The organism is Sinobaca sp. H24, assembly GCF_023845525.1.
Genome location: NZ_JALBWT010000006.1, coordinates 99111 through 122508 on the forward strand (window position 1 = coordinate 99111; position 23398 = coordinate 122508).

A 23398-nucleotide genomic window follows, 5' to 3' on the forward strand; every position below is an offset into this window, starting at 1 on the left:
CCTATAGAAAAAAGCAGAGCCCGTCGGCTCTGCTTTTTAGTCCGTATTTATATTCGTTTTACTGCTTTTTAATGAGTTGATGATCATGGTAATCGCACCGTCTCCGGTAACGTTGGCTGCAGTTCCGAAGCTGTCCTGCGCCAGATAGATGGCAATCATCAAGGCAACCGCTCCTTCGTCGAAGCCAAGCATGGTCGATAGTACCCCGACCGCCGCAACGACAGCGCCGCCCGGGACGCCGGGAGCCGCTACCATCATAACGGCAAGCGTCATAATGACAGGAATCATCGTAAGAAAGCCTGGAAACGAAAGACCGGGATATACGTACATAACGGCCGTAGAAGCTGTCACGATCGTAATCATGCTTCCTGATAAATGGATGTTCGCACAAAGCGGCACAACAAAGTTTGCTACTGCGTGACGCGCCTTTGTCTTTTTCACGGATTCCAGTGTTACGGGAATCGTAGCAGCACTGCTCATCGTACCCAGTGCTGTGAAATAAGCAGGAAGCATCGTCTTCAGCAGGATAAAAGGATTTGTTCGGTTCAGCGCTCCTGCAATACTATACTGAATCATAAGCCAGGCAAAATGCATGCCGACTGCCAGCAGCAGGACAATTCCAAACACGCCCAGCGTCTGGACCACAGTACCTTCATAGCTCATTTCTGCAAATACACCTGCAATATAGAAAGGAAGCAGAGGAATCAGCACTTTTCGGATAGACAGTTCTACAATGGACTGTCCTTCCGTAAAAAATCCCAGCAGCTTCTGCGAGCCGGTAGCGGCAATGCCAATACCGAACACAAAGGCCAGCACGAGTGCTGTCAGTACATCAAATACCGGCTCAATCGTGAAATCAATAAACCCCTCCATTTCGGAAGGCTGGGCTGCTTCTCCTCCCGTAAGTCCCAGAGCGGGAAGGACCAATAGAACGACCGTTAACGCAAAAGTACCCGCAAGCACCGTAGACGCGTACGCTGTGCCGACGGTAGCCCCGAGGATTCGTCCTGCTCCTCTTCCGAGGGAAGCAATCCCTGCCGTAATAAAAAACAGAATAATTAACGGCACCATAAAGAAGATGAACGTTCCAATCAGTTCTTTTATGGTGACCATCAGCTGTGCGGTCGTTTCATTTCCCACATAGCCAATAAGAGCTCCGGCGGCAATGCCGGCAAGTAAGCGAATAATTAATTTCATATGTATCCTCCATTAACTGCGTTAGACTCTTGATGCACCCCTCCCATTTTACCCGTATTCAGCCAACAAACAATCCTTTTCGTAAATTTGTCATAAAGAGCAGGATACTTTTATTTTCTATGTATTCGGGAGCTTCTTATTATTGATATTTGACGTATAGTACGGCAAAATGTTTGAGCATATCATGAATAGTCTGCTGATCATTTTTAATATGATGAAGCATGCTCATTACTTCCTCCTGTTCCTCCTGAGAAGAAGACAAAATAACCCCTATCATAAAATCGCTGTCTATCATATGAAGCTTATTATCGATCTCAAAGGTATAACGCTGTTTTTCAACAGGATGAAATTTAAAAAATGTTTGTATATTATTCATTGGCATCATCAGAAGCAGGACCGGCCCGCCTGTCACCACCTTTTCTATTAAATAGGAATGGTTATTATTATGCTATAAGATACCTGCTTCTGCAAGTCCTGCGTCTTATAAAAAAAGCGGCCTCCCGGGCCGCACTGTATTACTCGTTTTTATTCAGAAGTTTTCGAATGTCGTCTTCTATATTCTTCGGTTCTGTTTTTGGGCCGTATCGGGAAACGACTCTGCCTTCCTGGTCGACCAGAAATTTCGTGAAGTTCCATTTGATAGCAGAGCCTAACATACCGCCTTCTTCTTTTTTTAAGTATTTATACAAAGGGTGAGCATCTGCTCCGTTCACTTTTACTTTAGCAAACAAAGGAAACGTTACGCCAAAATTCACTTTGCACGTTTCTTCCATTGCTTCGTTTTCTACAGGCTCCTGGTTTAGAAAATCATTGGATGGAAACCCGATAACGGCAAGGCCCTCCTCTTTATAATTTTTATGAAGCGCTTCAAGCCCGTCAAACTGAGGAGCGAGTCCGCATTTTGTCGCTGTGTTTACAATCAGCATTACCTGCCCTTTGTAATCCGATAATGATTTTTCCTCGTCTTTAGGGGTTTTGACTGTAAAATCGTGTACACTCATTTTCATCCTCTCCTTTCTTCATTTACTATAAATAACTTTAAAAAGAACCGCAATCAATCGAGCTTCTCCGCAGGCGTTCTGCTTTCTGCGGACTTTATGATTTGGTACACTATGAGATGAGGCAGAAAGAAGGAGAGTAATAATACTATGAGTTATATGATCGTGAACTATGAACTGGCTATTACCGGCCAGCAGCGTGATTTCGGCGCGATTGAAAAGTATATCCGAACTTCTTTTAAATCCAGAGAACTGACAAGCTCCTGCTGGATGATAGAAACATCCTTCCGGCAGACGCCTGAGCAGATTGTAGCAGAGATTTATTCCCTGCAGGACGTGGACAAAGATCATGACCGTGTCGTTGCAGCTATCGTTAGTCCGAGCAATCCCGGCCTGTATTCTTCACGTAATGAACGCGCCAATAAGGCATAAAAAAGGAATCCCTTGGGGGATTCCTTTTTTATGCCTTTTCATTAATATACGTAATCAATTCCTGCAGTTCCATGTCAGCCATTGATTCCAGCTGATGGGACACTTCCCCGAATTCCATTGCTTTCGTGACCGTATTTGGGAAAACAACGCAGGCCATTCCTGCCCGTCTTGCGGCAAGCGCTCCGTTTGCCGAATCTTCAAATACGAGACACTCCTCCGGTGAAAGACCGAGCTGTTCTGCCGTTATTTGATAAAGCGTGGGGTCAGGCTTTACAATCTCCACATCATCTTTCGTGTTGATCGTCTCAAAATGATCATATAACCCTAACGTCCTTAAATGGCGGGACACCCAGGAATAATCAGAGCTTGAGGCGAGGCCGACTTTTAAATTCAGGTGTGACGCAGCCTGAAGATACTCATGAACGCCGGGACGCGGCTGTTCCGAGGAAAGCTTCTCCACGAAGGTTTCGTTCAGCCTTTTTTCCAAAGCTTCATGTTCAAGCGGTGTCTGCAGCTGCTCTTCCAAATAGGAAAACGGCCTGAATCCAGTATAGGTGCCAATCTGCTCCTGCCACAATGCGAGCGGAAGTTCGTGGCCATGCTCTTTGTATATTGTATTCATTGCTTCATATTGATGGGTTTCCGTATCAAGAATCAGTCCGTCAAAATCAAATATTACGCCTTTAATCATCCCTGCCACTCTCCTTTTGTCCCCTGAATTATAAAATACTTGTTCCTTTCTGGCAATGAAGAAAGCCCAAAAAAACACACCCCTGGGGGATGTGCGTTTTCATTATGCTTCTTGGTGCGCTTTATCAATCGTAGTCAGAACGACATCTTTCATTAAAAAACGATGAAGCGTTCCGGAGGAATCATGGAACTGCACTTCATTTTCAGCAAAAATACGGTTGCTGAAGGATTCAGAAGGTTCATCAGTTTTGACCATATGGACCACAGAAAAATCTTTGGAAAAATAATACGTTACGCGGTAATGCATACAGCAGGCACCTCCTTTTTTCTCTACTTCTTCTGTATTCGCCGGTTCCTGCGGTTATACCTTTTCTCTATACATAAACAACCATGGCTACTTCGTCACAGTTCGTGAATTTCGCGCAGTGGATGCAGTCTTTCCATACTTTCTGCGGCATCGTTTCCTTCTGGGTGATATGGAATCCGCACTTTTCAAAAAAAGGAACCTGATACGTCAGTGAGAGAAGCTTTTCGATGCGACGCTGTTTTGTTTCTTCTATGATCTTTGCTACAAGCTTGCTGCCGATTCCTTTACCCTGGCCGCTTTTATTCACAGCAAGCGACCTTATTTCTGCCAGGGAAGGGTCAAAGACGGTAATTCCCGCCACTCCATAAATCAAAGATGCTTCTTCTGCTACAAACATAGCTTCTGCCTCTATCTCCTGCCGAATCGCCTCACGGGTGCGATGAAGCATAAGCCCCTGCAGGGCATAATCGTAAACAATCGTATATATAGATTCTACATCCGCCGGCCGGGCTTTTCTTATCGTAACCATGAACTTTCTCCTTTATTCTTTTACTGTTTCATTCAGTGTAATGGATGCCGTCGCAAATGTAAATAAATAATCACATTTATGTATTTTTATTCAGTATTTTTTATAGAAATATTGTTCTATTCAGCGAATTTTTGTTTCAATTATCCCTTTTAAAGGTATAATAAGAGTAGTATCGTTCCTCTATATTCCCTCTTTTGATTCCATTTTTTCCTTTTTTCGTATTTAAAAATGTACATGCTGCATTTTAGTGCAACCCACTAACGAAAAGGAGTTGTTGAAAATGGTTTCTTCTCTTCCTACAAACTCAAGCAGATATTCTGACAAAAAAAGGGTGCGCCGGAAAGTATGGCGGATCTCGCTCGCATCCAGTATTGCCGCTGCAGGCTTTCTAACTTTATCTACAGCCGGCAATGCATGTGCATGCAGTGAGGATTACCGGGTTCAGCCGGGTGACACCCTTTATTCTATTGCCAATAAGCATAAAGTAACCGTCGAACAGCTTCAAAGTGTAAATGAACTGCATTCCTACATGATCCGCTCCGGCCAGACGCTTCTCGTGCCAATAGAAGCCGCCAATAATGAAAACGCCAACCAGGGAAGAGGCGTTCCGCTCGATCAGTTCCAAACCAGCAAAGCTGCTCCGGGAACCTATAAAGTAAAAGCGGGAGATACGATGTACCGTATCGCCCGGGCTCATCATATGACAGTTCCTGCTCTGCAGCAGTTAAATAAGAAAAAAAGCACGGCCATTTATATCGGGGAAACGCTTAAGATAAAAGCCTCCACGACTTCAGAAACGGCTAAAGCTTCCTATAAAGTGCAGCCGGGCGACACGATGTATTCACTGGCATCGCGGTTTGGGACGACTGTGCATTCGCTGAAACAATTAAATAATAAAAACTCCGCCGGTCTCCGCGCCGGAGAAAGCCTCAAAATCCCTGACGTCACAACAACAAAAGCTCAGTATGTCGGCCAGGGTGATAAGCATACGCTCTACTTTAAAATAAACAACAAAGAAACAGCGGTAAGCAAAGCATACAGCACCAACTACTCCTTGAAAGAGGGAAGCACAGTCACCCTTCATTACACAAAAAAAGGCTCACGTCCTGCAGTAGTATCTGTGCAATAACTCTGCCATCAGGCCCCCTTCTCTACCGAGGGAGGCCTTTTTAATGATTTAAAATAACGCCGATACTAGTCCCCCGCAGCACTTCTTTTCCGTTCTGGTTGCGGTATGATGAGCGCAGGGACACCAACTGACGGGCCTCTTCTTTTTCTACCGTAAGTATTTCCAATTCACAGGTTACCGTGTCCCCGCTGAACACCGGCCGCAGAAATTCACTAGTCAGCTCTCTAGCAATAAAATGAAGCCCTCCGCCGATTTTAGTCCCAATGCTTGCGGTCAGCAGCCCGTGTACCATAACCCGTCCCTTATCGTCTTCCTCCATATGATGCCTGCCGGTATCTCCTGTTATTTCGGCAAAATGACGTACTTCATCGCGCAGAAACGTCTTTTCTTCCCGAAATATATCTCCTGGTTTAATCATCTTTTTTCCTCCTTCATAATGAATGGTTATTCATTATTTTACCATAAAACAGGGAGACAGCGATGCCGGCTCTCTGTTTTATAATTCAGCTGGTCTTTAGAATAATTTTGCCGATATTTTTATTGGATTCCATTTTTGTATGGGCGTCGGCTGCAGATTCCAGAGGAAATACTTCGTCTACTATTGGCGCCAGATCCCCACGCTGGAATAAATGCATCGTGTGTTTAACAAAATCAGCGGTGAGTTCTGCTTTGTAGTCACTGCTTCTCGGCGTCAGCAGCGTTCCTGTAATCTGCACGCGCTTTAAGAGTACATCCATTAAATTCATTTTCTCCACAACGGCTCCTCCTAAAATGCCAATCAGCACCCAGCGTCCATCGGTGCGTACACTTTTTAGGTTTTTCTCCCAATAAGAAGCTCCAATAAAGTCCAGAATCAAGTCTGCCCCAACGTTATCTGTGACGCTCAGCACTTCTTTTTCAAATGCTTCGGTTTTGTAGTTAATGCATGCAGAAGCCCCAAGATCACGGCAAACGTCGAGTTTTTTCTGTGAACCTGCAGTTACTATAATTCGGGCCTGACTCAACTTATGCGCAAGCTGAACAGCGGCAGTTCCCACTCCGCTTGCCCCTGCATGAACGAGAACGGTTTTTGTTTTTGAAGCCGTCCGATCCAGTAAAGTGTCTGAAACGCTGTTAGAAAAAACTTCCGGTATTGCAGCGGCCTCCTCAAATGATATAGCAGAAGGTATCGGCATCGCCCGATCGGCAGGCATGACTGCATATTCTGCGTAGCCTCCGCCTTCTACCAGACCCATGACCCGGTCACCCTCCTGCCATGATCTGCTGTCGCTCTCCACTACTGTACCGGCGACCTCTATACCAAGAACTGGATTCTTCATGTATCCTGCTTTTCCTTCACGTGCTAAAATATCGGTCCGGTTAATCGCAGCTGCTTCTACTTTAATTAACAGCTCTCCCCTGCCGCGTTCCGGGACCGGGTGATCTATAACCTGCAGCTGCTCTGCACCTCCGGCTTCTTTTACTGTTACAGCTCTCATATATAAAACTCCTTCATTCATAATAAACAGCTTATGTTATATTCCTTCTATTTTCTATTACCAAACCTTACTGATTTTACAGCGTGTAACCACCATTATGTGGTAATCTATAATCTAAAGCATATGATTTTACGTGGAGGTGGTATCTTATGTCAGGTGTTGGCAATATTCCTTCAAACATGAGCTCCCGGACCATTCTTAACAGCATTGGAGAAAATGTCATGCTGTTAGATCGTGACTACACGATTATTTGGGCTAATACGCAGGCAGCTGTGCTTCTGCAGGAAGCCGCTCCCTTGTTTCATATGAGTGCACCAGAAGAATTTATCGGTGTTTCTATTCATCATTTTTATGATTTAAGCGCACATCAGCTTGATGTGATGAAGCATATGCAGCAGACCCGGCGGACGCGTATTACGATAAAACAAACAATTGTCGCCGATATTATCATTACTCCCCTCCAGGAGGAGCACAGCGTTATTGGCTTTGTGGTCATGCTGATGGATGTAACGTCACGGGCGGAGGAAGAAAAGCGAAAAGAAGCGTGGTACAGGAAGCTGTCTATTCCGATTGTACATATTTGGGACCGCACCATTGTCCTCCCTTTAATCGGGGAATTTAATGAAGAACGCGCAGGAGAGCTGCTGCATTCGCTTTTGGAAGAATGCAGTACGCACCGCATCGAATACGTTATTTTAAACCTGGGCGCCGTGTATGAATTTGAGGACCGTTTAAAGTATTATATTCAACGGGTTCATGACAGCCTGAAACTGCTCGGCACGCAGTGTATTGTCGTAGGTATGAACAGTAATCTCGCTATGACGATGGGGAAACTTGACCGGAATATCCCGACTTTCCCTCATTCTAAAACCGGTCTGAAATATGTGATGAAACAAATGGATGCATAAGCCTCTTACAGAAAAAAAGTCCCCGGCCTGAGACCGGGGACTGCAGATTCTATGCTTCCTTTAATTCACCGGCTCCTTGAAACACAAGGAGCTCTTTTTTTCGTTCCACGTTTTCAGACGTAAAACTGCGTCCGGTAAACATCGTATCGTCTGCCGTATAAAGCTTTAAATAATACTCATCGGTATGGTGAAGTCCTTCTTCTTCGAGGGTCAATACCGGAAGGCGCAGCTCAAAGCTCCAGCTGTCTTCGTTATTTTCTACAGAGAGAGTTCCACCTTCGCAGTCTATGAACTGATCATTGATATATACTAGCTTTATCTCAACGTCTCTCATACATAACTCCTCCCAGAAATACGTATTAGTTGGCGTTTTTCTTGCGGTCTTCTTCGAGCTTGTTCAATGAGGAAATAATATGCTTGTCCTCTGTATCATTGTTTACGCCTAAAGAAGCAATTCGTTCATCTTTCAGCCACTGCGTATAAATTTTGTAGCCGTTGGAGTTAAATTTATTTTTTGTTTCCTCTTTCGTGGCTTCTTCGTCAAATACAAACCCACGCTCTTTTAATACTTCTTCGTTGTACTGCTTCATAGACTATCGTTCCTTTCTATCCGTTGTGGGACAATTCTTCTTCTACCTCAGTTAAAGGCTCTGTTCCCTGAAATTTGTAATTATAAAGACCTTTGTTTTTTCTATCACCGTGTAAAGGAATCGGCCGCGCTCGTCCTTTGTATGTGCCGAATTTATCATTATCCGAGTAAATCGTCAATTCTACGCTTCCATCCTGTGCTTTTTGGAAATCCTTCAACGTCAGGTTCAAATACTGGACCTGAACGACCCACCTGCTGTTGGAATGCCATTCAAGCATCATTTTTTCCGCTTTATAATGGGTTTTTCCGTTGATCGCAATTTTAGTAATACCTATCTTTCTCATTGGGGAAGCCCTCCTTATGGTTATATAAAAACATACCCGTTTTTTAGAAACTTATACCTAAATTCGATTTTCATTATTATTAGTTTACATAATAATAATATATAAAAACTAAAAACAACTGCCTTTTTTAACTATTATCCATTTGTATCCCGTCTCGCAAAACCTATAAATCCGGCAGTCCCCAACATAACAGCAGTAAGAACCAATCCTACAACTGGCATGGTATTGACTTCATCCACCGGGTATGATGCCACCCATCCGAATGGCGTAAGTTCCGCTACCCAGTCCGGAAACTGAAAAATCCCTCCAAAGTAAACAGCCACGTAGGAATAGCCTAAATAAAGCCAGATGAGAAACGTATATTTAGGAAAAAAACCAATCAGCAAAACAGCCAGACCAGTCATAACCCATAAAGCTGGCAGATACAGAAAGGCCGAAGCAAACACCGTTGCGATGGTTATGCTTTCCTGGTCTATCGCAAGCGCCATCCCCCCTGCTGTTGCAAGCAGCATTAAGATACTAACCACAATGGAAAGAACAGTATAGCTTCCAAGCAGGCGGATCCGGGAAACCGAACGTCCCAATATATGCTGCATGCGTTCTTTTTTCTCTTCTGCTTTTATTTTCAACACAGCCAGGACAACGGGAATGGTTCCAATAAGAGACATCACAGCCATTAAAACCGGCAGAAACTGCTCGCTCAAGGTGAAATCCGAGGTCTGCGAAATCATGCCCTGCATCACATCTGTTGTTTCAAAAAAAGCCTCCGTATCGGTCAGTACCGATCCGTACGTAATACCAAGAAGCAGCAGGGCGCCGCTCCAGAACAGAATACCGGTCCGCTGCAGTCTGAAAACGAGTCCCCCCGTACTTTGCAGCAGAAGTCCGGCTTCTTTTTTTCCTTTTCTAGCTGAAAATAAACCGGCACCAGTGTCTCTGGCTGCGTTAATATACAAGGCAGCCACTGTGATCAGAAGAACTGTTCCCGCCAGCAGCCAGAGCGGCCACCAGATGTTATTGACAAAGACCTCTGTCTGCTGTGCCCATCCGATCGGAGACAGCCAGGAGAGAGCATTTTCATTCACATCTCCTATTGCGCGAAGTGCATAAGTTGTTATTAATAAGCCAAATCCTATACCAGACGTGGTTTTAGCTCCCTGGGCAAGCTGAGCGGAAAGAGCCGTTCCCGCTGCAAAAAAAGCCGCATAGTCCGATCGCGGCAGAATAGAGAAAAGCACCCGCCCCGTTAATACTTTCGATATTCAGCCCCATTAAAGCCGCTGTCATTGCTAGAACTAAAACACTATTTAGTAAAAACGCTGTGCCAAGCACCGAGGCCAGCGAAGACGTTCTTCCAATCGGCAGTGCCAGCAGCATTTCTGTTTTTCCATCCTCTTCATCGCCTCTTGTATTCCGGCTCACAAACAGTATATTCATAATGCCGGCTGCAAGAGCTGTCATAGCGAGCATTTGATGGCCGAGCATGGCGCCGAACGTATAATTATCCAATCCATAGCCCCGCCCCACCATTGCAGTTGTCGCCGGATTGACCATAGCCGAGGTAAGGGCCTGGCGTTCTGCTTCAGAAGGATAGAGCGATAAAAAAGAGGCTGCCGTTCCAGCAGTTAACCCAACCAGGACGACCAGCCATATAAGAAAACGTAGCCTGCTGCGTTTGATCACAAACCAGGACAATTTTCCCGTCTGGGCAAATAAAGACTGATACATCATCCTTCCCCCTTTTTATTGAGCTTTTGGACGAGCCGTTTCATAATGGCGTAAAAATAAATCTTCCAGTGTAGGAGGCGCACTTTCGAGCCGCGTAATACCGAAAGAGCTGACAAACGCCATCACATGCTCGAGCTCCTCTGTATCCACCTGAAACTGAAGTGCCTCCTCTTTATGGGTTATCTCATGAACTCCCTTAAGAGAAGAGAGTCCTTGCGGCGGTTTCTTCGTCTCCAGCAGCAGCGTCGTTCTCGTTAAATGACGGAGGTCGGTGAGACTGCCGGTTTCAATGATTTTTCCCTGCCGGATAATACTGACCCGGTCGCAGAGCTTCTCCACCTCGGAGAGGATATGGCTTGATAAAAGTACACTTTTTCCATTTTCTCTCGCCTCCAGTATCTGCTGTTGAAAAATTTTCTCCATAAGCGGATCAAGCCCGGAGGTTGGCTCGTCCATAATATACAAATCCACTTCCGAGGCAAAGGCAGCAACCAGCGCCACTTTCTGCCGGTTGCCTTTCGAATAGGTGCCGCATTTTTTGGCTGGATCCAGATCGAACAACTCGATGAGTTCACTGCGCTTTTTCGTATTCTTCGTTCCATGAAGCTTCATGAACAAATCAATAACCTCGCCCCCGGTTAAATTCGGCCAGAGATTCACGTCCCCGGGTACGTAGGCAAGCCGACGGTGCACGGCTACCGCATCCTTCCACACGTCTTTTCCAAAAATACGGGCCGTTCCGCTTGTTGCTTTAATCGCTCCTAAAAGCACACGGAGCGTCGTGGACTTCCCTGCTCCGTTCGGTCCGATAAATCCATAAACCTCTCCTTCTTTCATTTCGATACTAACCTGGTCAAGCGCCTTCACCCGTCCAAAGGTCTTTGTCAGCTCCGTCGTCTCCAGAATAGTCATGACCGCTTACCTCCTATTTATAGAAGCTTTTTTTTAATATATCTAGATAGTCATGAAATTCATCCAAAAAGGCTCCATGTTAATCTCGCTTATTGCCTTCCCGTGCAGCCGCTGCTTTATATCACTTCCATAGCCTTCCACCGCCCACGTAATCAGCTTGAATACTTTATCTACATCGACGTCATCCCGGAAAAGCGTCATATCGACATTGTCGTACATCTTACTGTAGCCCAATCTGATCAGCTCTTCATACTTTTCCCGCAGGGACGGGCTCCACTCTTTTTCGTCGGATAGAAACAGCGTGCCTAGAAAGGCAAAAATATACGGATGCGACAAATAACAGTGTAGTTTCTGCTCCGACGTTTTCCGGTATCTTTCGATAAAATCTCTTTCAGACTCATCAATATAGGCATAATATTCATTTTTAATAAATTCCATGCTGTAGTCGACTAAATAATCGTACATGCCTTTTTTACTTTTAAAGTAATAAAACAGCATTCCTTTGCCGATCTGCGCGTCTTTTACAATGTTGTTCGTGGACGCCTGCTTGTATCCGTTGTCGCTGAATTCCTTTAATGCGGCGTCCAGAATGGCTTTTTTCTTCTCCGGCTGAAGGTTTGCAAAAGATGTTGTAATAAGCCATTCCTCCGTTCCTTAATATTAGACCGCATTGGTCGACTTAAATATAGCATGTTCGACCAATCTGGTCAATTTACATTTTTCCTTAAACTATCTACAAAACCTGCCGATAACAGGAGTATGCCCCTGCCAAAAAAGACCCCTCTGCGCGTGATACCAGAAATACCAAAACATACATATGGAGGAATACATAATGAAAAAATCTTTACTAACTATTGCAGCTCCTGCTGTACTTGCCTGCAGCATCGTGCTCACCAGCGTTCCGGAGACAGCATTTGCCGAAACAAACGCCGCTTCTGTGACTGCTCAATCCTCTGCCGAAGTATTTACATGGCCGGGTGTTGTGCATTCCAACGTTTCCTTTCGGGACGTAAATGCTTCCTTTTGGGCAAAAACAGACATCGATAACCTATCTTCACGAGGCATCATTCAGGGAAGTGACGGCTACTTTAAGCCGAATGATCTATTAACAAGAGGTCAGGCCTCCGCTATACTCGGACGGCTCCAGCAGTGGAATAATACGCCGCAATCTACAAGCTTCAGGGATGTAGGAAGCAGTTATTTTGCTTCGAGCTATATTTCCTACGGATCGCAGCGCGGATACTTTAACGGTTTTGAAGATAACACATTCCGCCCGAATGACGATATGACAAGAGCGCAGGCCGCAGCGGTACTAAACCGGATGTATCAATTTACCAGCTCCGGGGACACTTCTAACTCTTTTAGAGATGTAAATGCATCTACAACTGGCGCAGCAGCCATTGGTTACCTGGCGCAGAATGATATTATTACCGGCTATCCGGACGGCAGCTTCCGGCCCAATGATAAAATAACGAGAGCACAGTTTTCTAAAATTATGAATAAGCTGGGAGCTCATCTAACAGGTAAAGTATCAGCAGAACAGTCGAATCCGCCAAAAGAACAAGTCGGCGGTGTTCATACAAATGTGATCGATAACGTTATTGCAAGTGGAGAAAGCTATATTGGCACTCCCTATCTGTTTGGAGCAGCTTCTACTACAACAGCAGCTTTTGACTGTTCCTCCTTCACGCAGCGCGTGTTTGCAGAAAACGGCATTACGCTTCCACGGACTTCACGCCAGCAGTATTTAGCCGGTACCCGTATTAATCGGTCGGACTTGAAAAAAGGAGACCTTGTCTTTTTTGATACAAACAAAGATGGCAGCATCAACCACGTATCCATTTATATTGACAGCAGCACCTTATTTCATGCCACGCTCAGCAGAGGTGTAAACTATACTTCTTTCTCCAACTACTGGAATGATGGATATGTCGGCGCTGTCCGTATGACACCGTAAGCCCATCCAGGTTTTCTTCTTTCTAAAACGGGTAGAACTATAGGAACTATGGGTTGAAAGAAGGAATCGGAGATGAAAAGAAATATTGATATTATCTTTGGTCATTATGAGCTGGAAATTTCAAAGATTTACCAGCTTTTGTATCAAATAAATGATATTATTATCGGGCTGATTTTTCTTATTGGAAGTTTTCTCTTTTTTTCCGAAGCCACTACTTACTATGGGACCTGGCTTTTTGTTGCCGGAAGCGTGCTGATGCTCGTACGTCCCTTCATTTCCATTATTCACCATATTCACATCTCCAGGGTATACAAACAAAGAGCTCTGGATGAGCGTGAAAAATAAAAACACGGCACCTTCTCCCTCTTTTGGGAAAGGTGCTGTGTTTTCGTTTGTTTATAATAATTTGGATGAAGGTCTTCCCACCCACGGGAACACTCATTCGTATATACTTAGAAAAAACCCGGATTTACTGTTTTGGAAAGAGAGGTTCACGATGGAAGATATAAAGATGATAGAAGAACAGCACCTTCAGACGGCAGACCGTTTTCTGCTCACCGAGCTGCTCGTGAACACCATGGAGAAGGACCGGTCGTTTTTTCTGGAAAAAACAATCAAGCTCGGCCACTACTACCAGGAGCTGTTTGATGTGCTGATTCTGCGTATCAAACAGGACCTTCACGATATAAAACAGGCCATGCAGCAGCATGGCATCCGGCTCGCCCGGGCGGATGCCGTGTATCCGGGCTTTATTGTATACGATATACTGCGACGGCCGGCACGAGCGTCTGCATCTGTTGAAGCTCAACATGAAAAAGCGCATCAGTGAGCTGCTCTGCTATTATCTCCTCGACGATTCTACGTTTTTCGATACGTATTATTCATTGAAGTAATAAACGGACAGCAGAGTAAATATTTAACATTACAGCGTTTACATAAGGGTGTTTAAGCTTTATACTTTGCGTAACTACTCTAGCAGGAGGCGGCTTATATGAAATACAATACGGTTGGAAAGACAGGCATTTCTGTTTCTGAGCTTTGTTTTGGCACGATGTCTTTTGGAGGAAATGCAGACGAGGAAACATCCAGAAATATGTTCAACCGCTGCCGTGAGGCCGGCATTAACTTTTTTGATACCGCCAACAACTACAATGACAGCCGCGCGGAGGAAATTCTCGGCGGCTTTATCGCGGAATGCCGGAACGAGATTGTGCTGACAACAAAAGTAGCCAACCCGACCGGGTCGGACGTAAATGCACGCGGACTCTCCAGGCGCCATATTATGCTGGAAGTCGAGAACAGCCTGCGCCGGCTGAAAACGGACCGGATCGACTTTTATTTTCTACATAAATTCGATCCCCTTACTCCGATGGAAGAAACCCTCCGTGCTCTTGATGACCTGCAGCGCCAGGGGAAAATTCTTTATCCCGCGGCCAGTAACTGGGCAGCCTGGCAGCTCGCCAAGGCGCTTGGCATTTCAGCTAAAGAACATCTCAGCCGCTTCGAGCTGATTCAGCCGATGTACAACCTGGCTAAGCGCCAGGCAGAGGTGGAAATCCTGCCGTTTGCTGATTCCGAAGAGGTTGGCGTTATCTCTTACAGCCCGCTTGGAGGCGGCCTCCTTACAGGCAAATACGGGGTGACAGACAGACCCGTTCAGGGACGTTTAGTGGAGCAGAAAATGTACACGGATCGTTATGCGGATACCATTAATTTCGATATCGCTGCACGCTTTTCTTCCTATGCAGCCAGCCACGGCCTCCATCCCGCTTCTCTCGCTGTTGCCTGGGCTAAATCACATCCTGGTATCACCGCTCCAATTATTGGAGCACGCAGCCCGGAGCAGCTTGAGCATTCTTTGAATTCGCTCGATATTACTATGACGCCGGAATGGCGTGATGAAATTTCCGCCCTGTCCCCTGCCCCGCCTTCGGCTACCGATCGCTCGGAAGAAATTATTACACATAAAGCCCATAATCACATTCTCTAGCTTCAGCGCTGGATTTTTACTACCTTTTTGAAGGAAATGATGGAATGATCCAGAATATATTTAATAACCAGTTCGAACGAGGGGTGATAAGAAAGAAGCATATAAATAACAAAAACTGAAACAGGAGATCACACTCCAGTTTCAGCCTTCATAAAACCAATTTTTTATTCTTTCACCAATTTTTCTTTATTGTGTTGAAACAGCTGCACACCCAGAAAGAGCAGCGATGTTAGCAGAAGAAGCATCAGCCAGTTGCCGTCACTGTAACTATTTGTCACAATAAGATAGGCAAATACAAAGCTGTACATGATATTCGCGTAAATCATTTTAGAGCCGGCACGCCCCTTGGTTTTTTTGTTATAGCGGGTGGCACCAACGGCCTTTGCTTCTTTCTTATATGTAAAATACCAATACAAAAAGGTGATCCCGCTCGTCCCGAGCTCAGTCCCCAGCTGACATCACTTTCTTTTACAACAAAGGTAAAAGGAACGGCAATGACAAAGACAAGGGCCGCATAAATAACAGCAAATTTTAATCGATCTTCCATAACCTCCTTCTCCTGTCTCTTCTATTCTTCTATTATAATCACAATCAACCTTTAGAACAATGGTCCCTTTCTTTTGAAAATCAGGTATGTGATACCACCTGTCCAAAAAAACATGGACAAATGGAAACTTCCTGCTATTTTTTCCTCCTTTTTCAACGTACAATAAAAACAATAACCAACCTTCAGAAAAAGGCTACGCTGTTGAAAAGCAGTTTCGCAAAGTTACAGGTCTAAGGCATAATGCTAAGATGGCTGGACCGCCTGAGGAATACTTCTAAAGGTGTGAGGGTTGATGAACAGACAGAATGAGAAAAAGCTGGACCGTGAATGGATGGATTTGATCCTCGAGGCCAAGAAAGCCGGCCTCACTGTTGAACAAGTCAGGAATTATCTGCAGACTGCCGATGACTCAAAAAAGAAGCCGTAACCATACGGCTTCTTTTTTACGCGTTATACAATATTAATTTGGTTTTTGCCAAGATTCTTGGCTCCATATAAAGCCCGGTCTGTTTTCTGCAATACATTTTCCATCGAATCTCCAATGGAAAAACAAGCCCCGCCTATAGAAATATTAAGCGTAATCGGATACGGATTAAGGCTGTTGCTGTTCTGCTCCTGTACCACTCTAAGTATGTCGGCCGCCACCTGCTCCAGCCGATCAGAATTGGTCCCCGGAAGCAGTACAGCAAATTCATCCCCTCCGACCCTGGCCGAAATATCCGTTTCTGTTGTAGATCCTTTAAGGAGAAGGGCAAGCTGCTTAAGAACAATGTCTCCTACCAGATGCCCGTACATATCGTTGACCATTTTAAAATTATCTACATCGATCGAAAGCAAGGATAAATCCGATCCGTTCTGGTGAAGCAGTGAGATTTCCTCCTCCAGCCGCTTTTCGTAATATCTTCGATTATACAAGCCGGTCAGCGAGTCTGTTTCCGCCTGCTGCTTTAGCTGCAGCTCCAAAAGCTTTTGTTTGGTTACGTCTACATGACGGAGGACAAGACCCCTCCTTCCGCTTCCATTTGCCAGCAGCGGCGTTGCCTGCATGAGATTCCACCTTTTTTCCGTTGGCGTGTGGCAGGAATATTCGTACGTGAAATATTCTTCTTTTCCTGAAAGAATGGAAAGCAGGCCTCCGTGTAAATGTGTATTGTTCTCAATCTTATGCAGGTAATTCACACCGATTCCATGTATGTCACGGAACTCGCTGCTTCTTGCGGACGCTCGAATCCATTCATCGTTTACAAAAATAATGGTTCCTATATGATCGATCACGCAGATTTGATCCCGAAGCGAGTTTAATATCGATGTACTAATTTCAAATTCTTCAGCCGGCTTTTCTTTATTGTCCATTTTCATAGCACGCATCCTCTCCAGAAAGAACTATCCGGACACTGTTCTCTAATTGTACATACTACTATTTTCTTCGATTATATATAATATACTACCTTTCCACTGAAAATATCCAATTAATTCCACTATTGTGTACTATCTTATATTTCTATTTATTTAAAGGATAAAGTTCCATTTACATATAGTATTCTCTCTTTCTCGTCTATTCCCTTTATTCAGCTCATTCTAACACTGTCTATATTAATGTAATACGAATAGAGACAACTGTATCCGCTCTACATAGCATTCTCTCTAAAAGAACTATCCATAGAAAAATGAAAGGTATAATATTATAATAAGTAACATGTTAAAATAAACGAGTAATAATCGGCAGACGTCCAGGTACGTTTTAGAAGGCAGCAAATGGTGAATAGTATTAAAAATATACCCGGCTAGACATTTTATCCACAGCAGTCCATCTATTACTATACAATCAGGGGGATATACTATGGCAAAAGCAGTGAACAATATTAAAAATGATGAAGTGACGTTAACGCTCGATTATGATGAGGTGGCCGTTCTACTAGGCATGCTGAATACGCTTCGCGGCGATAAGAAGCGAAACGTGCAGCCCTTCATAGACGAATTATCCAATCCGGAAGAAGTATAATTATCAGCCCCCTGATTCCTCCAAAAGAAATCAGGGGGCTTTTATTGTATCTTACCGGGAAGCTGCCACTTTACTTAACTCGGCGTGGATATCTTCCTTTTCGCATTCCCCGTATAGAAACGAGGCAGTCGTGCTCATGACGTCGTAGAAAGCCCGGTGCCCCTCTTTCGTATTTTCCAGTCCTACCTCTTTCATAACCGTCAGTTCAATATCATTAAATTCCTGTTCTTCCATCGCTTCTCCAATATATAATTCCATCGATGCAATATAATGATTCAGCAGTTCCTCTGAAATCGGGTTTTTCATAGATTATCCGTCCTTTATTCAATATGATTAGGCAAATATAACATGTCCGCGCCCGATTGTGAAAAGTCCCGCCGGAATGTCATATAATCTCCTGCGACCTTTATCCCCGATTCTTTTTTACTGACTTTCTGTAAGCGCTATCCGTTTTTTAACAAATAATGATATAATTTTCAAAAACATTCCTATACAAAGGGGACTTCCGATGAGCAGCCTGATTGAACGCGCCGAACTGGCCAACTACTTGTATAAAGAGTTATTCGACAAGATCCATGCAAGCACGAATAGAACCTTGTACTATCCTGCCCCTTCTGACCGTACGACATTAACCGGCTGACCTTATATTTTTCCAATAAACAAGAACTCACCGATTTCTGCAGCCGCCTCGAAAACCATTATCGTGCCTGCGATTCGGCCCAGCTTAAACCGCTGCTTGTCTATGATATTGACCGGGACCTTGCTCTGGCTGTCAAAGAAGCCGGATTTTCCATACATAACGGGGAAGAAAGCACCCCCATTCCGAAATCAACGTTTCTTGCGATAAACGGAGCCCGGCATACTGCAGCACCTGATGGCAGCCACATATTAGATTTAACGCTGAAGCTTTTCCCTAAGGGAGCCTGAGGAAGCCGTACTTTTTTATAAGTACGGCTTTTTCTTTTTCTGGTTTTACAAAGTTGTTAATCTATTATAATGAAGGAGAGATAGGATGAAAAAGCATTGGGTCACTACGATGTTATTTGGCACAGCAGTTCTTCTGGCTAGATGCGGAGATCAACAAACCCCGGAGGAAGAACCAGTCGAGGATACGGAGTCAGCAGTCGAAATAGAAGAAAACGCGTAATAAAAGAGCACCCCTTATAAAAGGAGCGCTCTCCGTCACTTTATATATTTATCTATCGGCACCTCAATGCTCTCTTTACGTTCGGCAAAGTCTTCCTCTGTCGTCAGCTCTTGTTTTATTAGTATTTCTTTCAGCACTTCCACGCTTTTAGCAACGTCAATTAACGTATCCCGATTGTGAAAGGCCACGGCTTCTATTTCTTTTATGCTTTTCTCAAGCTCTGCTGCATCTTTCCCTTTCATCCTACCCCTCCTAAATAAATCCTGACCCCATCTTGTAAGGAAACAACATAAAAAGCCAGTAATCTGTTTATGATGTAAGAGATTATCACATGAAAAACCTTATAGATTCGCAGCAATATCTAAGGATTCTCTTCTACTTTTATATCTGGATGCTCCTGCCGGAATGCCGGTCGTCCTGTAACCTGCGATACTGTTATATGTACCATCTGTCCCCAGTCGGGCTCTAGGATGTATCTTTTTTAGACGGAAAATACATCATATTCTTCTTTTTCTCGATCAATAAAAAGCACCCTCATACGAGAGTGCTTTCTTTTACTTATCTTCCTGTGCCATATTTCTAATCTGCAGGTCATCTTTAACCATGATTGCACGCTCGTTCTCCCCGTTCGGTCCATCCGTCTCAACGGCCATGCCTTGATCCCGGATAAACTCTATAAAGCTGTTCAGTTCCACCGTGGATAAGCCCTCGATCTCGGCACGATCCAATAACTCATCCCAGTCGTTAATGTTTTCATCCAGGCATTTTTTGACAAAGAAATCGATCACTTCATTATTAAATTCCATGATGCGTCCCCTTTCTATTTTACCTACTTGATTAAACTGGTCAGCTGCCTGTGCAGCTCGGCATCGAACTCCACTACATATTCTGTGATGGCAGAAGCGCCTGAGGTCTCTCCGTTATCGACACAGAGATATTTCTGGTTCTTCTCGACGGATAATCCTTTCGCTTCTTCACACGCTGTATCTTTCAGCTTCAAATGCGAATAAGAGCCGTCAATCAAATCAAACAGCGGCTGCGGCTCGGTTCCCTCGTGAATATCTTCTGCAATGCGCTCTCCTTTTTCGTACACTCTAATACTAACTGACATGGTATTCCTCCTAAGGTATTTACTAAAGCTATACCCTATTTCTGACAAAATAAAATAATAACGTTATTCGGTATCCTCATGGAACGTTACGTTCACAACCTCGTCCGAATGAAATTCGGCATGCTCATTGTCGCTTCCCAGTATCTGATACCTTCCGCCATTTTTCATTAACTCGCTTCTTATTTCGTCCTGATCGGAATCACTCGTTTTATCTCCCGGCAGTACAATGTCTTTCGTACTTCCATCCAACAGTACAACTCTTCCAAACATGGTATGTTCCTCCTTCGATAGTGGGACTGCTTAACCTATTCCCGATTCGAGAGGAAACTATGTACAATCACTTTCCGAAAACTTTTTCTATTGCATGCCCTGCCTTTTGGTAAAGCTTCTTATAAAAATCATCCAAATAATGCCTGGTCATCCACCTTACCATCGAGAAAAAGGCAGCCACGACAGCCAGGATAAGCAGAATAAGTACTCCCTGTTCTATTGCATCCATGCGAATCACCCTTTAAAATCTTTTCTTCATTACCCTATGGTTCGATGACTCTTTTCAGCTTTATATAATGAAAAAGGTAAATAAGATAAACAAAAATACCACACCTGTGAATATATTATATTTTTTCTTATCGGCCTGATAATCAATAAAAGAAAGGATAACGAAGGCGGACAGGACGATAGGAGCTACAATGGAGAAGTCTGCGAAAAAGAAACCCAGCGCCAGTATGACAATAATAATGCGCGCTATAATCTGCGCTTTTCTCATACGTGCCATCCCTCCTTACCAACACAGTATTTCATCAGATTAGAAAATCCATAGAATCAGCAGAGCGATCATAAAGATACCGGCAGCTGTAAAAACAATAAATTATTATTAATCATTAAAGTAATATGGTACTTTACAAGATTTAAAAGTCGGTAACATTATATTTATTTAAAATCGACCCCTTTAAGGAAATACCTATTAGGCCCGAACCATTGTTAACGTATTACCCTTTTTTCGCAATTTTTTCCCTTTTAATCTGTAAAAGTGTACTTTTAGGCACGGTATGACATTCACATTTACTGTTGAAAAGAGATAATGTAAGAAGGCCAACCCAGAAGATTTTTGAAGCGACTTGTTCTTGCGGCATTGGTTACTTTTTTCTAAGAAATACATAATTGACTATAAGATTCATGACAAAAAAGATGCCCACAAAAAGTCCCCAATACATGATTAAGCTGTCGTACGACCAAAGCAGTAATCGATAGATAACTTTATGTAGGGCTACGGTTAGAAGGATCAAAACAACATTGATAAGAGACAAGCTAATCGTTCTCATATTTCCACTCCTTTTTCTTTAGATAAACGAATAATACGGTCCGATTGAGCGGCTACGTCGTGATCGTGCGTCACGCAGACTACCGTCTTTCCCATGCGCTGAAATTGTCGCAGGAGATCTGTGACGATTTGTTTATTGAGAGGATCCAAATTGCCGGTTGGCTCATCGGCTAAAATAATAGTGCACGGTTTTACCATCACCCGGGCGATGGCTACGCGCTGCTGCTCTCCGCCGCTTAATTGATACACTTTCTTCTGCAGAAAAGAGACCGGCAGCCCCACCATGTCCATCGCTTCTTCCATGCTTTTCGTAGAAAATCCTTTGTTATACTTTTTGGAAAGGAGTAAATTCTGCGCGACGGTATCGTTTTCCATTAACACGTACTGTTGAAAAATATAACCGTAATGGAACCGGCGCAGCGTCTGCAGCTGCTTCCCCGTTGGGTTTCGGATACCGGCAATGGTAACGTCGCCCTGGTCGGGTTGATCGAGCGCTCCCATGAAGTTTAACAGGGTAGTTTTGCCCGAACCGCTCTCTCCAACGATAGAGACGAATTCTTTTGCTTCTATCTGTAAAGAAAAGTTGGAAATCACTGTTCGATAAGCGTAGCGTTTCTCAACCTGATCCAATGTAATCATACATGCTCTCCTTTAATACGGTTTGAATGTTTCTATGCATCAATTGTTGACTAAGAACAGCGACTATCGAAGCCTCTAAAAGCAGAGAAAACAGGATAATCGGAAAGAGGATCGGCATAGAGAAGAAGGCGAATACGATACCACCAGCTACCCCATGGGATAGTAAGATTCCTAGCAACAGCTGTTTGTTTCGGTCCCAAAACGAAAATCCGTGCAAGTACATAAGGAGTAAATCATAAGCTCTAGCTTTGTAATAGGCCCACATCATAAAGCTTACCAGCACAGTAGACACGATCCCCAGAATGATCAATGCGATGGTTTGTTGGAGGAGTCGCTGCGTTTGCTGCACAATGGCTTGGTTCGCTTCATCATACACAGAAGCAACAGCTGGGATTTCGGTTATTTCTTCTTCTTCGAGGAGAGGGCGAATTTGTTCGAACGCTTCTCCTTCCGAGTCATCCTGAAAATATAAGGAACTACTGACATAAGCCGTTATCGTCGAAGGGTCCAGACTGTCATTATAAATAACAGCAATAGGGTCTATCACTTGGTTCTCCGCGTTCCCGGTAGCACTGTTAAAGGTAAAATAAGCTTGCTCAGAGGCCGTATAAATAATTTGAATCGACAAGGCCTCTTTGCTAGTCGTATTAAGGGGAGAACCGATGGCTTCATTGTACAGATTATCCACTTCTACTTTCAGAAAATAAAAGTACTCTAAGTAATGTTCTTTAATGTCTTTCTCTATCTTCCGGTAGGATTCCGGCACTAAAAGCGTGAGGGTATTCTCGTCATTAGCCATCTGATGGATTACCTCCTGATTATTGCTCCCTTCGATAGGATTGATCTCCAGATAGTTGGCATTAATGGTTACGCGCTCGCCATCAGGTGAATACCGGGCTTCTTCTGCGCTCATATACTCTTCATAGAAGTATTCCCGCTCCACGCCATTCCAGCCCTGGACATTATAATTCTCCGACTCCATCAAGAATGCGTCCTCTTCAATTTCCATTCTTTGATAAAAAGAAAGCATGCGCTGATTGAGCTCTCTGTCTTTTTCTAAATCGTTTAAAATCGCATCTGTACTAGATGATAGCGTTGTGCGATAGGTATCCTGGGACTGGTTCCAGTAGGCCAGATTTTCTACTTTTTCTTGCAGTTGATGCCATTGCAGCAGTGAAGTGGCGACGACCCAAAAGAGAATGGTCGTAAGAATGACTTTTCCTCCTAGGGCCCCCCAATGAAAATGCGCAAACGGCAGTTTTCCTTTTAGCGTTCCCTGACTGATAAAGCCATCGACTACGAAAACAAGGCCCATCGTGCCGGCAGCCAAAAGAAGGAGGGTCCCGGTAAGCGTACCAACTGCCAAAAGGCTGTAAGAAGAGACATACGGCCACTGATTTTTCATACAGGGAAAGGCGCCTGTGCCGAATAAAAGGAGCAGCG

Annotated in this window: 39 protein-coding genes, 1 pseudogene and 1 riboswitch; of the genes and pseudogenes, 11 read left to right on the forward strand and 29 right to left on the reverse strand. The window is 44.2% G+C overall.

The window, feature by feature from the left end:
* Positions 1-36 precede the first annotated feature (36 nt).
* The 3 genes from MMY81_RS10515 to MMY81_RS10525 all read right to left on the reverse strand — a co-directional run bounded on the left by MMY81_RS10515 (position 37) and on the right by MMY81_RS10525 (position 2198).
* Positions 37-1197, reverse strand: a complete 1161-nt coding sequence (locus MMY81_RS10515; protein WP_252312833.1) for a dicarboxylate/amino acid:cation symporter — start codon at positions 1195-1197, stop codon at positions 37-39.
* Positions 1198-1336: 139 nt separating this feature from the next.
* The gene (locus MMY81_RS10520) at positions 1337-1573 is read right to left on the reverse strand and encodes a hypothetical protein (RefSeq protein ID WP_252312834.1); all 237 of its coding nucleotides are present in this window, start codon (positions 1571-1573) and stop codon (positions 1337-1339) included.
* 139 nt (positions 1574-1712) lie between these two features.
* On the reverse strand, positions 1713-2198 hold the full coding sequence (locus MMY81_RS10525) for a glutathione peroxidase (protein ID WP_252312835.1): 486 nt from the start codon (positions 2196-2198) through the stop codon (positions 1713-1715).
* A gap of 147 nt (positions 2199-2345) precedes the next feature.
* Between MMY81_RS10525 and MMY81_RS10530 the strand changes: the two genes are divergently transcribed.
* Complete coding sequence (locus MMY81_RS10530; protein WP_252312836.1) at positions 2346-2627, forward strand: hypothetical protein; 282 nt, start codon at positions 2346-2348, stop codon at positions 2625-2627.
* Between the two features lie 28 nt (positions 2628-2655).
* On the opposite strand, the gene MMY81_RS10535 is transcribed toward MMY81_RS10530, so the two are convergent.
* The 3 genes from MMY81_RS10535 to MMY81_RS10545 all read right to left on the reverse strand — a co-directional run bounded on the left by MMY81_RS10535 (position 2656) and on the right by MMY81_RS10545 (position 4153).
* Positions 2656-3318 (reverse strand): HAD family hydrolase, encoded by a 663-nt coding sequence (locus MMY81_RS10535; protein ID WP_252312837.1) that lies wholly within the window; start codon positions 3316-3318, stop codon positions 2656-2658.
* A gap of 102 nt (positions 3319-3420) precedes the next feature.
* Complete coding sequence (locus tag MMY81_RS10540) at positions 3421-3624, reverse strand: hypothetical protein (RefSeq protein WP_252312838.1); 204 nt, start codon at positions 3622-3624, stop codon at positions 3421-3423.
* A gap of 67 nt (positions 3625-3691) precedes the next feature.
* Positions 3692-4153 (reverse strand): N-acetyltransferase, encoded by a 462-nt coding sequence (locus MMY81_RS10545; protein WP_252312839.1) that lies wholly within the window; start codon positions 4151-4153, stop codon positions 3692-3694.
* Positions 4154-4433: 280 nt separating this feature from the next.
* Here MMY81_RS10545 and MMY81_RS10550 point away from each other — a divergent pair, with 280 nt between their 5' ends.
* Entirely contained in the window at positions 4434-5282 is an 849-nt protein-coding gene (locus MMY81_RS10550; protein WP_252312840.1) for a LysM peptidoglycan-binding domain-containing protein, read from the forward strand.
* A 40-nt stretch (positions 5283-5322) separates the two neighbouring features.
* Here the strand turns inward: MMY81_RS10550 and MMY81_RS10555 are convergent, their stop codons facing one another.
* Positions 5323-5700, reverse strand: a complete 378-nt coding sequence (locus tag MMY81_RS10555) for a hotdog domain-containing protein (RefSeq protein WP_252312841.1) — start codon at positions 5698-5700, stop codon at positions 5323-5325.
* An 85-nt stretch (positions 5701-5785) separates the two neighbouring features.
* Positions 5786-6760 (reverse strand): NAD(P)H-quinone oxidoreductase, encoded by a 975-nt coding sequence (locus MMY81_RS10560; protein ID WP_252312842.1) that lies wholly within the window; start codon positions 6758-6760, stop codon positions 5786-5788.
* A gap of 149 nt (positions 6761-6909) precedes the next feature.
* Here MMY81_RS10560 and MMY81_RS10565 point away from each other — a divergent pair, with 149 nt between their 5' ends.
* Positions 6910-7668 carry a PAS domain-containing protein gene (locus tag MMY81_RS10565; protein ID WP_252312843.1) on the forward strand — a complete coding sequence of 253 codons (759 nt, stop codon included), beginning with the start codon at positions 6910-6912 and terminating at the stop codon, positions 7666-7668.
* A gap of 49 nt (positions 7669-7717) precedes the next feature.
* Here the strand turns inward: MMY81_RS10565 and MMY81_RS10570 are convergent, their stop codons facing one another.
* The 8 genes and pseudogenes from MMY81_RS10570 to MMY81_RS33980 all read right to left on the reverse strand — a co-directional run.
* Positions 7718-8002, reverse strand: coding sequence for a hypothetical protein (locus tag MMY81_RS10570; RefSeq protein WP_252312844.1), 285 nt, complete (start codon positions 8000-8002; stop codon positions 7718-7720).
* Positions 8003-8027: 25 nt separating this feature from the next.
* The gene (locus MMY81_RS10575; RefSeq protein WP_252312845.1) at positions 8028-8258 is read right to left on the reverse strand and encodes a hypothetical protein; all 231 of its coding nucleotides are present in this window, start codon (positions 8256-8258) and stop codon (positions 8028-8030) included.
* Positions 8259-8274: 16 nt separating this feature from the next.
* On the reverse strand, positions 8275-8601 hold the full coding sequence (locus MMY81_RS10580) for a hypothetical protein (RefSeq protein ID WP_252312846.1): 327 nt from the start codon (positions 8599-8601) through the stop codon (positions 8275-8277).
* Between the two features lie 134 nt (positions 8602-8735).
* Positions 8736-9839 carry an ABC transporter permease gene (locus MMY81_RS10585; protein WP_252312847.1) on the reverse strand — a complete coding sequence of 368 codons (1104 nt, stop codon included), beginning with the start codon at positions 9837-9839 and terminating at the stop codon, positions 8736-8738.
* Complete coding sequence (locus MMY81_RS10590; protein WP_252312848.1) at positions 9751-10332, reverse strand: hypothetical protein; 582 nt, start codon at positions 10330-10332, stop codon at positions 9751-9753. The genes MMY81_RS10585 and MMY81_RS10590 overlap by 89 nt, the downstream gene beginning before the upstream one ends.
* A 12-nt stretch (positions 10333-10344) precedes the next feature.
* Positions 10345-11241, reverse strand: a complete 897-nt coding sequence (locus MMY81_RS10595; RefSeq protein ID WP_252312849.1) for an ABC transporter ATP-binding protein — start codon at positions 11239-11241, stop codon at positions 10345-10347.
* A gap of 42 nt (positions 11242-11283) precedes the next feature.
* Complete coding sequence (locus tag MMY81_RS10600; RefSeq protein ID WP_252312850.1) at positions 11284-11739, reverse strand: TetR/AcrR family transcriptional regulator; 456 nt, start codon at positions 11737-11739, stop codon at positions 11284-11286.
* 18 nt (positions 11740-11757) lie between these two features.
* Positions 11758-11877, reverse strand: a pseudogene (locus MMY81_RS33980) (TetR/AcrR family transcriptional regulator); the annotation flags it as partial.
* A gap of 196 nt (positions 11878-12073) precedes the next feature.
* Between MMY81_RS33980 and MMY81_RS10610 the strand changes: the two are divergent.
* The 4 genes from MMY81_RS10610 to MMY81_RS10625 all read left to right on the forward strand — a co-directional run bounded on the left by MMY81_RS10610 (position 12074) and on the right by MMY81_RS10625 (position 15188).
* Positions 12074-13198: an S-layer homology domain-containing protein gene (locus tag MMY81_RS10610; RefSeq protein WP_252312851.1), complete on the forward strand. Its 1125-nt coding sequence runs from the start codon at positions 12074-12076 to the stop codon at positions 13196-13198.
* Between the two features lie 72 nt (positions 13199-13270).
* A complete protein-coding gene (locus tag MMY81_RS10615; RefSeq protein ID WP_252312852.1) occupies positions 13271-13543 on the forward strand; it encodes a YrhK family protein in 273 nt (90 codons plus the stop codon).
* Complete coding sequence (locus tag MMY81_RS10620) at positions 13527-14027, forward strand: YhjD family protein (protein WP_252312853.1); 501 nt, start codon at positions 13527-13529, stop codon at positions 14025-14027. Before MMY81_RS10615 ends, MMY81_RS10620 begins: the two co-directional genes overlap by 17 nt.
* Before the next feature lie 162 nt (positions 14028-14189).
* The gene (locus MMY81_RS10625) at positions 14190-15188 is read left to right on the forward strand and encodes an aldo/keto reductase (RefSeq protein WP_252312854.1); all 999 of its coding nucleotides are present in this window, start codon (positions 14190-14192) and stop codon (positions 15186-15188) included.
* 164 nt (positions 15189-15352) lie between these two features.
* On the opposite strand, the gene MMY81_RS10630 is transcribed toward MMY81_RS10625, so the two are convergent.
* Complete coding sequence (locus MMY81_RS10630) at positions 15353-15514, reverse strand: hypothetical protein (protein WP_252312855.1); 162 nt, start codon at positions 15512-15514, stop codon at positions 15353-15355.
* Complete coding sequence (locus MMY81_RS10635) at positions 15511-15735, reverse strand: hypothetical protein (protein ID WP_252312856.1); 225 nt, start codon at positions 15733-15735, stop codon at positions 15511-15513. Before MMY81_RS10635 ends, MMY81_RS10630 begins: the two co-directional genes overlap by 4 nt.
* Positions 15736-15916: 181 nt before the next feature.
* A riboswitch (cyclic di-GMP riboswitch) is annotated at positions 15917-16000 on the forward strand.
* Positions 16001-16027: 27 nt separating this feature from the next.
* Between MMY81_RS10635 and MMY81_RS10640 the strand changes: the two genes are divergently transcribed.
* On the forward strand, positions 16028-16162 hold the full coding sequence (locus MMY81_RS10640; RefSeq protein ID WP_252312857.1) for an anti-repressor SinI family protein: 135 nt from the start codon (positions 16028-16030) through the stop codon (positions 16160-16162).
* A 23-nt stretch (positions 16163-16185) separates the two neighbouring features.
* Here the strand turns inward: MMY81_RS10640 and MMY81_RS10645 are convergent, their stop codons facing one another.
* On the reverse strand, positions 16186-17094 hold the full coding sequence (locus MMY81_RS10645) for a sensor domain-containing diguanylate cyclase (RefSeq protein ID WP_252312858.1): 909 nt from the start codon (positions 17092-17094) through the stop codon (positions 16186-16188).
* Between the two features lie 481 nt (positions 17095-17575).
* On the opposite strand from MMY81_RS10645, the gene MMY81_RS10650 reads away from it, so the two are divergent.
* A complete protein-coding gene (locus tag MMY81_RS10650; RefSeq protein WP_252312859.1) occupies positions 17576-17737 on the forward strand; it encodes a hypothetical protein in 162 nt (53 codons plus the stop codon).
* Positions 17738-17788: 51 nt separating this feature from the next.
* On the opposite strand, the gene MMY81_RS10655 is transcribed toward MMY81_RS10650, so the two are convergent.
* Positions 17789-18043, reverse strand: coding sequence for a hypothetical protein (locus MMY81_RS10655; protein ID WP_252312860.1), 255 nt, complete (start codon positions 18041-18043; stop codon positions 17789-17791).
* Positions 18044-18245: 202 nt separating this feature from the next.
* On the opposite strand from MMY81_RS10655, the gene MMY81_RS33335 reads away from it, so the two are divergent.
* On the forward strand, positions 18246-18377 hold the full coding sequence (locus MMY81_RS33335; RefSeq protein WP_256497883.1) for a hypothetical protein: 132 nt from the start codon (positions 18246-18248) through the stop codon (positions 18375-18377).
* Between the two features lie 372 nt (positions 18378-18749).
* Positions 18750-18884: a hypothetical protein gene (locus MMY81_RS33340; RefSeq protein ID WP_256497884.1), complete on the forward strand. Its 135-nt coding sequence runs from the start codon at positions 18750-18752 to the stop codon at positions 18882-18884.
* A 35-nt stretch (positions 18885-18919) separates the two neighbouring features.
* Here the strand turns inward: MMY81_RS33340 and MMY81_RS10660 are convergent, their stop codons facing one another.
* From MMY81_RS10660 to MMY81_RS10700, 9 genes are all read right to left on the reverse strand, one after another.
* Positions 18920-19126, reverse strand: coding sequence for a hypothetical protein (locus MMY81_RS10660; protein ID WP_252312861.1), 207 nt, complete (start codon positions 19124-19126; stop codon positions 18920-18922).
* 312 nt (positions 19127-19438) lie between these two features.
* The gene (locus MMY81_RS10665; RefSeq protein WP_252312862.1) at positions 19439-19690 is read right to left on the reverse strand and encodes a hypothetical protein; all 252 of its coding nucleotides are present in this window, start codon (positions 19688-19690) and stop codon (positions 19439-19441) included.
* Positions 19691-19713: 23 nt separating this feature from the next.
* Positions 19714-19995, reverse strand: coding sequence for a hypothetical protein (locus MMY81_RS10670; protein ID WP_252312863.1), 282 nt, complete (start codon positions 19993-19995; stop codon positions 19714-19716).
* A 63-nt stretch (positions 19996-20058) separates the two neighbouring features.
* Positions 20059-20265 (reverse strand): hypothetical protein, encoded by a 207-nt coding sequence (locus tag MMY81_RS10675; RefSeq protein ID WP_252312864.1) that lies wholly within the window; start codon positions 20263-20265, stop codon positions 20059-20061.
* A gap of 67 nt (positions 20266-20332) precedes the next feature.
* The gene (locus MMY81_RS10680; protein ID WP_252312865.1) at positions 20333-20494 is read right to left on the reverse strand and encodes a hypothetical protein; all 162 of its coding nucleotides are present in this window, start codon (positions 20492-20494) and stop codon (positions 20333-20335) included.
* A 60-nt stretch (positions 20495-20554) separates the two neighbouring features.
* The gene (locus MMY81_RS10685; RefSeq protein ID WP_252312866.1) at positions 20555-20761 is read right to left on the reverse strand and encodes a hypothetical protein; all 207 of its coding nucleotides are present in this window, start codon (positions 20759-20761) and stop codon (positions 20555-20557) included.
* Positions 20762-21131: 370 nt separating this feature from the next.
* On the reverse strand, positions 21132-21317 hold the full coding sequence (locus MMY81_RS10690; RefSeq protein WP_252312867.1) for a bacteriocin-like WGxF protein: 186 nt from the start codon (positions 21315-21317) through the stop codon (positions 21132-21134).
* Positions 21314-21955 carry an ABC transporter ATP-binding protein gene (locus tag MMY81_RS10695; protein WP_252312868.1) on the reverse strand — a complete coding sequence of 214 codons (642 nt, stop codon included), beginning with the start codon at positions 21953-21955 and terminating at the stop codon, positions 21314-21316. Before MMY81_RS10695 ends, MMY81_RS10690 begins: the two co-directional genes overlap by 4 nt.
* On the reverse strand, positions 21933-23360 hold the full coding sequence (locus tag MMY81_RS10700) for a DUF1430 domain-containing protein (protein WP_252312869.1): 1428 nt from the start codon (positions 23358-23360) through the stop codon (positions 21933-21935). Before MMY81_RS10700 ends, MMY81_RS10695 begins: the two co-directional genes overlap by 23 nt.
* Positions 23361-23398: the final 38 nt, after the last annotated feature.

Bases quoted from the DNA above. Each gene is read 5' to 3' on its own strand.
- MMY81_RS10595 (WP_252312849.1), bottom strand. From the start codon at position 11,241: ATGACTATTCTGGAGACGACGGAGCTGACAAAGACCTTTGGACGGGTG.
- MMY81_RS10660 (WP_252312861.1), bottom strand. From the start codon at position 19,126: ATGAAAGGGAAAGATGCAGCAGAGCTTGAGAAAAGCATAAAAGAAATA.
- MMY81_RS10570 (WP_252312844.1), bottom strand. From the start codon at position 8,002: ATGAGAGACGTTGAGATAAAGCTAGTATATATCAATGATCAGTTCATA.
- MMY81_RS10645 (WP_252312858.1), bottom strand. From the start codon at position 17,094: ATGAAAATGGACAATAAAGAAAAGCCGGCTGAAGAATTTGAAATTAGT.
- MMY81_RS33335 (WP_256497883.1), top strand. From the start codon at position 18,246: ATGAGCAGCCTGATTGAACGCGCCGAACTGGCCAACTACTTGTATAAA.
- MMY81_RS10700 (WP_252312869.1), bottom strand. From the start codon at position 23,360: ATGAAAAATCAGTGGCCGTATGTCTCTTCTTACAGCCTTTTGGCAGTT.
- MMY81_RS10590 (WP_252312848.1), bottom strand. From the start codon at position 10,332: ATGATGTATCAGTCTTTATTTGCCCAGACGGGAAAATTGTCCTGGTTT.
- MMY81_RS10675 (WP_252312864.1), bottom strand. From the start codon at position 20,265: ATGTTTGGAAGAGTTGTACTGTTGGATGGAAGTACGAAAGACATTGTA.
- MMY81_RS10665 (WP_252312862.1), bottom strand. From the start codon at position 19,690: ATGGAATTTAATAATGAAGTGATCGATTTCTTTGTCAAAAAATGCCTG.
- MMY81_RS10635 (WP_252312856.1), bottom strand. From the start codon at position 15,735: ATGGAAGATCGATTAAAATTTGCTGTTATTTATGCGGCCCTTGTCTTT.
- MMY81_RS10615 (WP_252312852.1), top strand. From the start codon at position 13,271: ATGAAAAGAAATATTGATATTATCTTTGGTCATTATGAGCTGGAAATT.
- MMY81_RS10640 (WP_252312857.1), top strand. From the start codon at position 16,028: ATGAACAGACAGAATGAGAAAAAGCTGGACCGTGAATGGATGGATTTG.
- MMY81_RS10575 (WP_252312845.1), bottom strand. From the start codon at position 8,258: ATGAAGCAGTACAACGAAGAAGTATTAAAAGAGCGTGGGTTTGTATTT.
- MMY81_RS10550 (WP_252312840.1), top strand. From the start codon at position 4,434: ATGGTTTCTTCTCTTCCTACAAACTCAAGCAGATATTCTGACAAAAAA.
- MMY81_RS10580 (WP_252312846.1), bottom strand. From the start codon at position 8,601: ATGAGAAAGATAGGTATTACTAAAATTGCGATCAACGGAAAAACCCAT.
- MMY81_RS10515 (WP_252312833.1), bottom strand. From the start codon at position 1,197: ATGAAATTAATTATTCGCTTACTTGCCGGCATTGCCGCCGGAGCTCTT.
- MMY81_RS10650 (WP_252312859.1), top strand. From the start codon at position 17,576: ATGGCAAAAGCAGTGAACAATATTAAAAATGATGAAGTGACGTTAACG.
- MMY81_RS10680 (WP_252312865.1), bottom strand. From the start codon at position 20,494: ATGGATGCAATAGAACAGGGAGTACTTATTCTGCTTATCCTGGCTGTC.
- MMY81_RS10630 (WP_252312855.1), bottom strand. From the start codon at position 15,514: ATGATTTACGCGAATATCATGTACAGCTTTGTATTTGCCTATCTTATT.
- MMY81_RS10560 (WP_252312842.1), bottom strand. From the start codon at position 6,760: ATGAGAGCTGTAACAGTAAAAGAAGCCGGAGGTGCAGAGCAGCTGCAG.
- MMY81_RS10670 (WP_252312863.1), bottom strand. From the start codon at position 19,995: ATGTCAGTTAGTATTAGAGTGTACGAAAAAGGAGAGCGCATTGCAGAA.
- MMY81_RS10565 (WP_252312843.1), top strand. From the start codon at position 6,910: ATGTCAGGTGTTGGCAATATTCCTTCAAACATGAGCTCCCGGACCATT.
- MMY81_RS10535 (WP_252312837.1), bottom strand. From the start codon at position 3,318: ATGATTAAAGGCGTAATATTTGATTTTGACGGACTGATTCTTGATACG.
- MMY81_RS10685 (WP_252312866.1), bottom strand. From the start codon at position 20,761: ATGAGAAAAGCGCAGATTATAGCGCGCATTATTATTGTCATACTGGCG.
- MMY81_RS10530 (WP_252312836.1), top strand. From the start codon at position 2,346: ATGAGTTATATGATCGTGAACTATGAACTGGCTATTACCGGCCAGCAG.
- MMY81_RS33340 (WP_256497884.1), top strand. From the start codon at position 18,750: ATGAAAAAGCATTGGGTCACTACGATGTTATTTGGCACAGCAGTTCTT.
- MMY81_RS10600 (WP_252312850.1), bottom strand. From the start codon at position 11,739: ATGCTGTTTTATTACTTTAAAAGTAAAAAAGGCATGTACGATTATTTA.
- MMY81_RS10555 (WP_252312841.1), bottom strand. From the start codon at position 5,700: ATGATTAAACCAGGAGATATATTTCGGGAAGAAAAGACGTTTCTGCGC.
- MMY81_RS10690 (WP_252312867.1), bottom strand. From the start codon at position 21,317: ATGAGAACGATTAGCTTGTCTCTTATCAATGTTGTTTTGATCCTTCTA.
- MMY81_RS10620 (WP_252312853.1), top strand. From the start codon at position 13,527: ATGAGCGTGAAAAATAAAAACACGGCACCTTCTCCCTCTTTTGGGAAA.
- MMY81_RS10610 (WP_252312851.1), top strand. From the start codon at position 12,074: ATGAAAAAATCTTTACTAACTATTGCAGCTCCTGCTGTACTTGCCTGC.
- MMY81_RS10655 (WP_252312860.1), bottom strand. From the start codon at position 18,043: ATGAAAAACCCGATTTCAGAGGAACTGCTGAATCATTATATTGCATCG.
- MMY81_RS10525 (WP_252312835.1), bottom strand. From the start codon at position 2,198: ATGAGTGTACACGATTTTACAGTCAAAACCCCTAAAGACGAGGAAAAA.
- MMY81_RS10520 (WP_252312834.1), bottom strand. From the start codon at position 1,573: ATGAATAATATACAAACATTTTTTAAATTTCATCCTGTTGAAAAACAG.
- MMY81_RS10695 (WP_252312868.1), bottom strand. From the start codon at position 21,955: ATGATTACATTGGATCAGGTTGAGAAACGCTACGCTTATCGAACAGTG.
- MMY81_RS10625 (WP_252312854.1), top strand. From the start codon at position 14,190: ATGAAATACAATACGGTTGGAAAGACAGGCATTTCTGTTTCTGAGCTT.
- MMY81_RS10545 (WP_252312839.1), bottom strand. From the start codon at position 4,153: ATGGTTACGATAAGAAAAGCCCGGCCGGCGGATGTAGAATCTATATAT.
- MMY81_RS10540 (WP_252312838.1), bottom strand. From the start codon at position 3,624: ATGCATTACCGCGTAACGTATTATTTTTCCAAAGATTTTTCTGTGGTC.